This window comes from Microcoleus sp. PH2017_08_TRC_O_A (assembly GCF_020738665.1).
In the GTDB taxonomy this organism is placed as follows: domain Bacteria; phylum Cyanobacteriota; class Cyanobacteriia; order Cyanobacteriales; family Microcoleaceae; genus Microcoleus.
In genome coordinates, this window is the sequence record NZ_JAEQCE010000087.1 from 22,982 (window position 1) to 28,428 (window position 5,447).

Genomic DNA, 5,447 nt, shown 5'->3' on the forward strand with positions numbered 1-5,447 from the left:
AACTCAACGATGTGGGCAGAAACCGGGTTTTTCTCGAAATAATTCGTTGTCACCTTAAATATCGTAAAAAACCCGGTTTCTTTTAACTCAACGATGTGGTCAAAATTACAGATATCGAGTTAACTGCACTCGATAGCGTTCTTTTTTAGTAATCATAACTTCCCCAATTTCTAATCTTCCCTTACCAGTAACAGCGATTAAATCTCCCGACTTAACGTTATAACTAGCTTGGGTGATGTCTTTCCAATTAACTCGCACGTCCCCTCTGTCAATAAAATCAACCATTTTGCTGCGAGACATCGCGAATCCAGCAGAAGCCACAGCATCCAATCTCATTGATGCTTCAACGGTTGTCATCTCTTTCTTTTTCGGTTCTCTAATTTTTAGTTCGCTCAACTCAATGCGCCGAGTTTTTACCGGAACCGATCGCACTTGCTGCAAACTCATCTCCAAATACTCTACCATCTCCGGCATGACAATCGCCTGCGCGCCCCGTTCCCCCAAGACAATCACATCCCCGGTTTTTTCGCGGACAATCCCCGTACCCAGCATTGCGCCTAAGAAGTCGCGGTGACTGGCGGTGTCAAACAGGAAATTGCCGGCTATCTCCACCGCAGCAATGCTAACACTCCCAGAGTCGATCGGGATTTCCGATCGGGCGATCGCAATTCTCTGCCTTTCACCCTGGGGATAGCCACCCCAAGCCACTAATTCCACATCAGTTAAGCGCTTAAATACCGTCAGAGTGTCCGCCAACTCCGGGGGCGACAGAAAATCAGTCAGAGTAACTTCCCAAGTTTTAATTGCTTGTTCAGCTTGGTCTAATGCCCGCGCCACACATTCGCGGTTTTCGATGCCTTTTAACAGTTCTTCTTTTTGTAACATCAGTCAATTTTAGATTCTAATTTGAAATTGCCAAACGTTGGTGTAGCAACTAAAAAGTCTACTTCTTTAGCAGTCCCACTACTTTAATTATAGTCTAAGATTGTCAAATAATACCAATTATTAAAAATTGTTGCTACGTTTGATAACCGTAGCAACAATTATCTGTTATTGCTTTAACTCCCCGCCGGAAACGGCAGTGTCGTTTCCCTACAGGTGAGATTTTCTCATTAACGGATTACGGGTGTTGAAAAACTCGGTTGATGCGTCCAGGAATGTCAGCGATTAGGAATGAACCATTAAATATTGACCGTTGCCGTTATATTCACCATCGCAACTGGCGAAATTAGCAACAAACCAAATCAAGTAAAACCGCCAGATTCTGCGGAATTTGGCATAGTCGATGCCGTAGTCTAAATCTTTGACTATCGCCTGAGAGTCATCAAAGTTTTTCAGCCAGTTAGCAAAGGTTGTAGAGTAATTGTAACCGTTGAGATACCATTGTTTGATGGTTTTGAGGTCTTTGTTGTGGCTGGGAACGGCATCGTATTTCCAGTAACGACCGTGGGGGAAAATGTATTTGTGGGTGAAAACACTGGAGATGTTGTTAGGGGTGCGAACGGTGATGATGTGAATGAAAGCGCGGCCGTTATCTTTGAGGAAAGAGGAGAGCTTTTGAAAAGCTTTGGTTAAATTACCGACATGACAAAAAACTCCGATCGAGAGAATTTTGTCAAATTTGGTATCGAATTGGGCGTCGTTCAAATCGCCTTCAAATAAGGTAAATCGACCTGAACTGAGGTAGCTGTCGGGATCTTGCATCCTGTGACGCATATATTCGCATTGATGGTGGCTGAGATTAATGCCAGTAAACTGGACATTGGGGAATTTGGAAAGAATGTAATTGGGAACGCAGCCCCAACCGCAGCCAAAGTCTAAAATGCGATCGCCATCCTGAATCTCTAGTTTCTCAATTACATCATCAATCATCTGGATTTGGGATTGTTCGAGGTTGGCTGCTCCTTTTTCCCACAATCCCATGCTGTATTTAGGATAAATGAGTTTGCTCTCGCCTAACATGGGATTCAGCATAGCTTGAGGTAAGTCGTACTGAAGTTTCATTAAATCTCGCGGGCCTTCCGCGGTGTGTTCTGTTTCTTTGAGTACCCATTCGTAGGGTGCGAGCAGAGAGGGAAAATACTTAAAAAAGACGGGCATACAGGTATCAAAAAGACCTCGCAATACAGAATCCGGTACTTCTAAGCCGTTGATATAAGACTCTGCTACTGCCATTTGCACCGCGTTAACCGCACTGACTGCGACGCGGGTTGCTCGATAGGCGATCGGACTTTTGAGATGGATATTTCCCACCAGCGGGATGTGCTGTTCGATGTTTTGTAGGGCTGTTGATGAACTCATGGTTATACGGGTTTTAAAGATGCTGCTATTCTATCTCAAGCAAATTGGCTGCTCCTTAGGGAACAAAAAAGCTCAAACTCTTATCAAGTAAGGTTTGGAAGAAAAAAGCCTGCAAAACTCTCAAAATATCTGGCGGTTCCAGGGAATTTAATAACGGATTTAAAGGGTTTTGAGCTATCATAAATTTATTAAGAATTATGTCAGTTAATTTGAGCTTTGAGCTTTGAGCTTTGAGCTTGATTCCAAAGGCTTTACTTGGCATATAATTGAGGTGTTTTCATTGTGCGATCGCGATTTTAATGCTGAGTGAGTTTGGCGGTTGAGGTGACGGCACGAGAAGCTAATGTCGATCGCGACTTATACTGAATCAATCAGGGAATGCAGAAAAGATGTCGAAAAACCGGGTTTGCATACAGAGTCACTGCAATAACAGATGTCCGCTCATGCCTCGCTACTTAGTTAGAAACGCCACATATGCCACAGATTCACTATCTGCCGGACGATCGCGCGATCGAGATAGACGACGACGATATAATTCTGGAAGCTTCCCTGCGTGCAGGCATTCCCCACACCCACGCCTGTGGTGGTAGTGCGCGGTGTTCGACTTGTCGTGTCTTGATAGTCGAAGGTTTGGAATTTTGCTCGCCCCGCAATTCAGCGGAAGATGAGCTCGCGAACAAACTGCGCCTAGAGCCGGAAATTAGGCTGGCTTGTCAGACACAGGTGGCGGGCGGGAAGGTGATTTTGCGGAGATTGGCGATCGATTCTGAAGACTTAGAAACCTTTAACGACGAAATCGCCGGAAACTTGATTTCTGCACCTGTGGGTCAAGAAAAGAAAATTGCAATTTTGTTTGCCGATATTCGAGGGTTTACCGCCTTTGCAGAATCGCTATTACCCTACGATGTAATTTATATTTTAAATCGGTATTTCCAAAAAATGGGTTATGTAATCAACCGCAACGGCGGGATGATCAATAATTATATGGGCGACGGTTTTATGGCGCTGTTTGGGTTGGAAAATTCAGAGAAGGCGGCCGAACAAGCGGTGAGGGCTGGGGTGGAAATGCTGGAGGAATTGGACAAACTCAATCCGTATTTTGAGACTTTATACAGTCACAGGTTGCGGATTGGGATTGGGATTCACTGCGGTTTGGCGGTTGTGGGGAATCTGGGGGCCAAGAAAAATCAGACAGTAACGGCGATCGGGGATGCGGTAAATTTTGCCAGCCGGATTGAAGCTGCGAACAAGCAAGTGGGAACAAGTTTGCTGATTTCCGAGGAAACTTATGAGGAAATCAAGGATTTGGCGATCGTCAACCAGTGCGTATCAGTTAAAATCCCCGGAAAGAGCGGCGAATATCCGCTTTACGAAGTTGTCGGAATGCCACCGCTCCCGGTGGAAATCGAGGAGATTTTCGAGGTTGAGAAAAGTTCTTTTTTGCAGGGGTTTTTCAAGAATTTAATGGGTTTATTGGCTGCGCTGCGGAATTGGATTCGGAAAATATTTGGATCGTGAAACTTAGATTAATCTGAGCATATAATTATTGTGATACTAAAGCATTCAACGGTATGGCAACATTATTCGTAGGGTGCGAATACATCGACAATCCTTAAAGAAAAATCTGGTACATCTGTGTTTATCAAATATGTGTGTAGGGGCGAAGCATGACGGGAGCATCCCGGTTTTGCAAAAGCCTCAAATAGCCAAGAGGTCGTTGAGGTATAGCCTTTCTCAGAAAGATGAGGTACAATAACAGCAGTGTGTAAACCAGTTAAAAATATTTGATGATGTAACTTGACCCAACGCCAACTCTATGGCTTTGCCTAATTCTTGATAATTAGGTGTCTCGATCGAACGGAGAATATTTTTAAGCTTTGACCACAGATTTTCAATTGGTGAAAAATCTGGTGAATAAGGAGATAACAATATTAATTTTGCCCCTTTTTTTTCGATAGCTTTTTTCACTTCGTCTCCCAAGTGAATGGGACAATTATCCATGACTACACAAGCCCCTTTCCATAGTTTTGGCACAAGTTTTCTGATAATAAAAGCTTCAAATGTAATTGCATCAGTTCCGCCTATTAGATTAACCGATGTCAAAATTTCAGACACTGACATTGCTCCAATTATTGAGACATTTTGACCACGTTTAGTTGGCTTTGGCCCCTTGGCTCTCTGACCTTTCAAAGCTCTAGCATATAATCTAACCATTGCCAAATTAACTCCAGATTCATCAATGAATATTAAGTCTTTCAAACTAATCTTTTTAATTTTTTACCAGAACTCACATCGCAGTATTTGGACTCGCTCTGTGCCTTTGCCTGAAGGGAATAGAGTCTTTTTTTTGACGGTAATATCTAAGAGTTTTATCATTCTTGCTATTGTCGATATACTAACAGAAAATCCAATTTTTCCATAAAGTAAATAACGAAGTTCTTCAAGAGTGGCATCATTATTTTCTTCAATCAATTTCCCCAATATGAGTAGTTGCTCTGCATTCAGTTTGCCTTTGACTCCACATCGGTCAGTTCGGGGAGTAATATTTTTTGTTTCACGATATTGTTTAAGCAATTTTTGTACAAAGCTGAGGGCAGAGCGAAAAATGCTTAGCTATTGCTTTTTGTGAAATCGGTTCAGTATGATAAGTATCAAGAATTTTTTGCCGAAAATCAATCGAATACGTTTTCATTTTTCACAATGTATGAAGAGGAGTACAAGTAAACGTGTTGTGAGTCAACTTCTTCGTGCTGTCAGAACAATGCTATTATGTGTTATATCGCTTCCGCTGGGCTTTACTGAACCATATAATTATAGTTCATTCGATCGCGTCTTATCTGTTTGATCCTCATGAGTAAGTGTCAGTAACATCATACCTCATCTTTCTGAGAAAGGCTATAAGCACAACGAAGTTTTAGCATCTTGTTATGACATTTTTTTTCAACCATTGAGCTCCAGAATTTTTCAACCTTCTATCTATTTGTTTGACAGCCGATTCCACCGCTCCCGAGCCTATGGAACAAATCTTATCTGATGATAATTGCTCATAGTTAACAATTCGAGAGCGATGCTTTTCTAGATAGGGCTTGCTGAAAAAGTGAGAAAACAGCATTTAGAAAGATGAGTGAATTCGAGTTCTACTCGGC

Annotated in this window: 3 protein-coding genes and 2 pseudogenes; 1 reads left to right on the forward strand and 4 read right to left on the reverse strand. The window is 42.4% G+C overall.

Annotated elements, in window-relative coordinates; translation table 11 throughout:
• Positions 1-105: 105 nt before the first annotated feature.
• Together JGK22_RS25965 and JGK22_RS25970 are read right to left on the reverse strand one after the other, a co-directional pair.
• Positions 106-885 carry a photosystem II S4 domain protein gene (locus JGK22_RS25965; protein ID WP_293187081.1) on the reverse strand — a complete coding sequence of 260 codons (780 nt, stop codon included), beginning with the start codon at positions 883-885 and terminating at the stop codon, positions 106-108.
• A gap of 282 nt (positions 886-1,167) precedes the next feature.
• Positions 1,168-2,301 carry a class I SAM-dependent methyltransferase gene (locus JGK22_RS25970; RefSeq protein WP_293193905.1) on the reverse strand — a complete coding sequence of 378 codons (1,134 nt, stop codon included), beginning with the start codon at positions 2,299-2,301 and terminating at the stop codon, positions 1,168-1,170.
• 474 nt (positions 2,302-2,775) lie between these two features.
• Between JGK22_RS25970 and JGK22_RS25975 the strand changes: the two genes are divergently transcribed.
• A complete protein-coding gene (locus tag JGK22_RS25975; RefSeq protein WP_293207881.1) occupies positions 2,776-3,819 on the forward strand; it encodes an adenylate/guanylate cyclase domain-containing protein in 1,044 nt (347 codons plus the stop codon).
• A 216-nt stretch (positions 3,820-4,035) separates the two neighbouring features.
• On the opposite strand, the pseudogene JGK22_RS25980 reads toward JGK22_RS25975, so the two are convergent.
• Together JGK22_RS25980 and JGK22_RS25985 are read right to left on the reverse strand one after the other, a co-directional pair.
• Positions 4,036-4,993, reverse strand: a pseudogene (locus JGK22_RS25980) (IS630 family transposase).
• Between the two features lie 178 nt (positions 4,994-5,171).
• Positions 5,172-5,383, reverse strand: a pseudogene (locus tag JGK22_RS25985) (hypothetical protein); the annotation flags it as partial.
• Positions 5,384-5,447 lie beyond the last annotated feature (64 nt).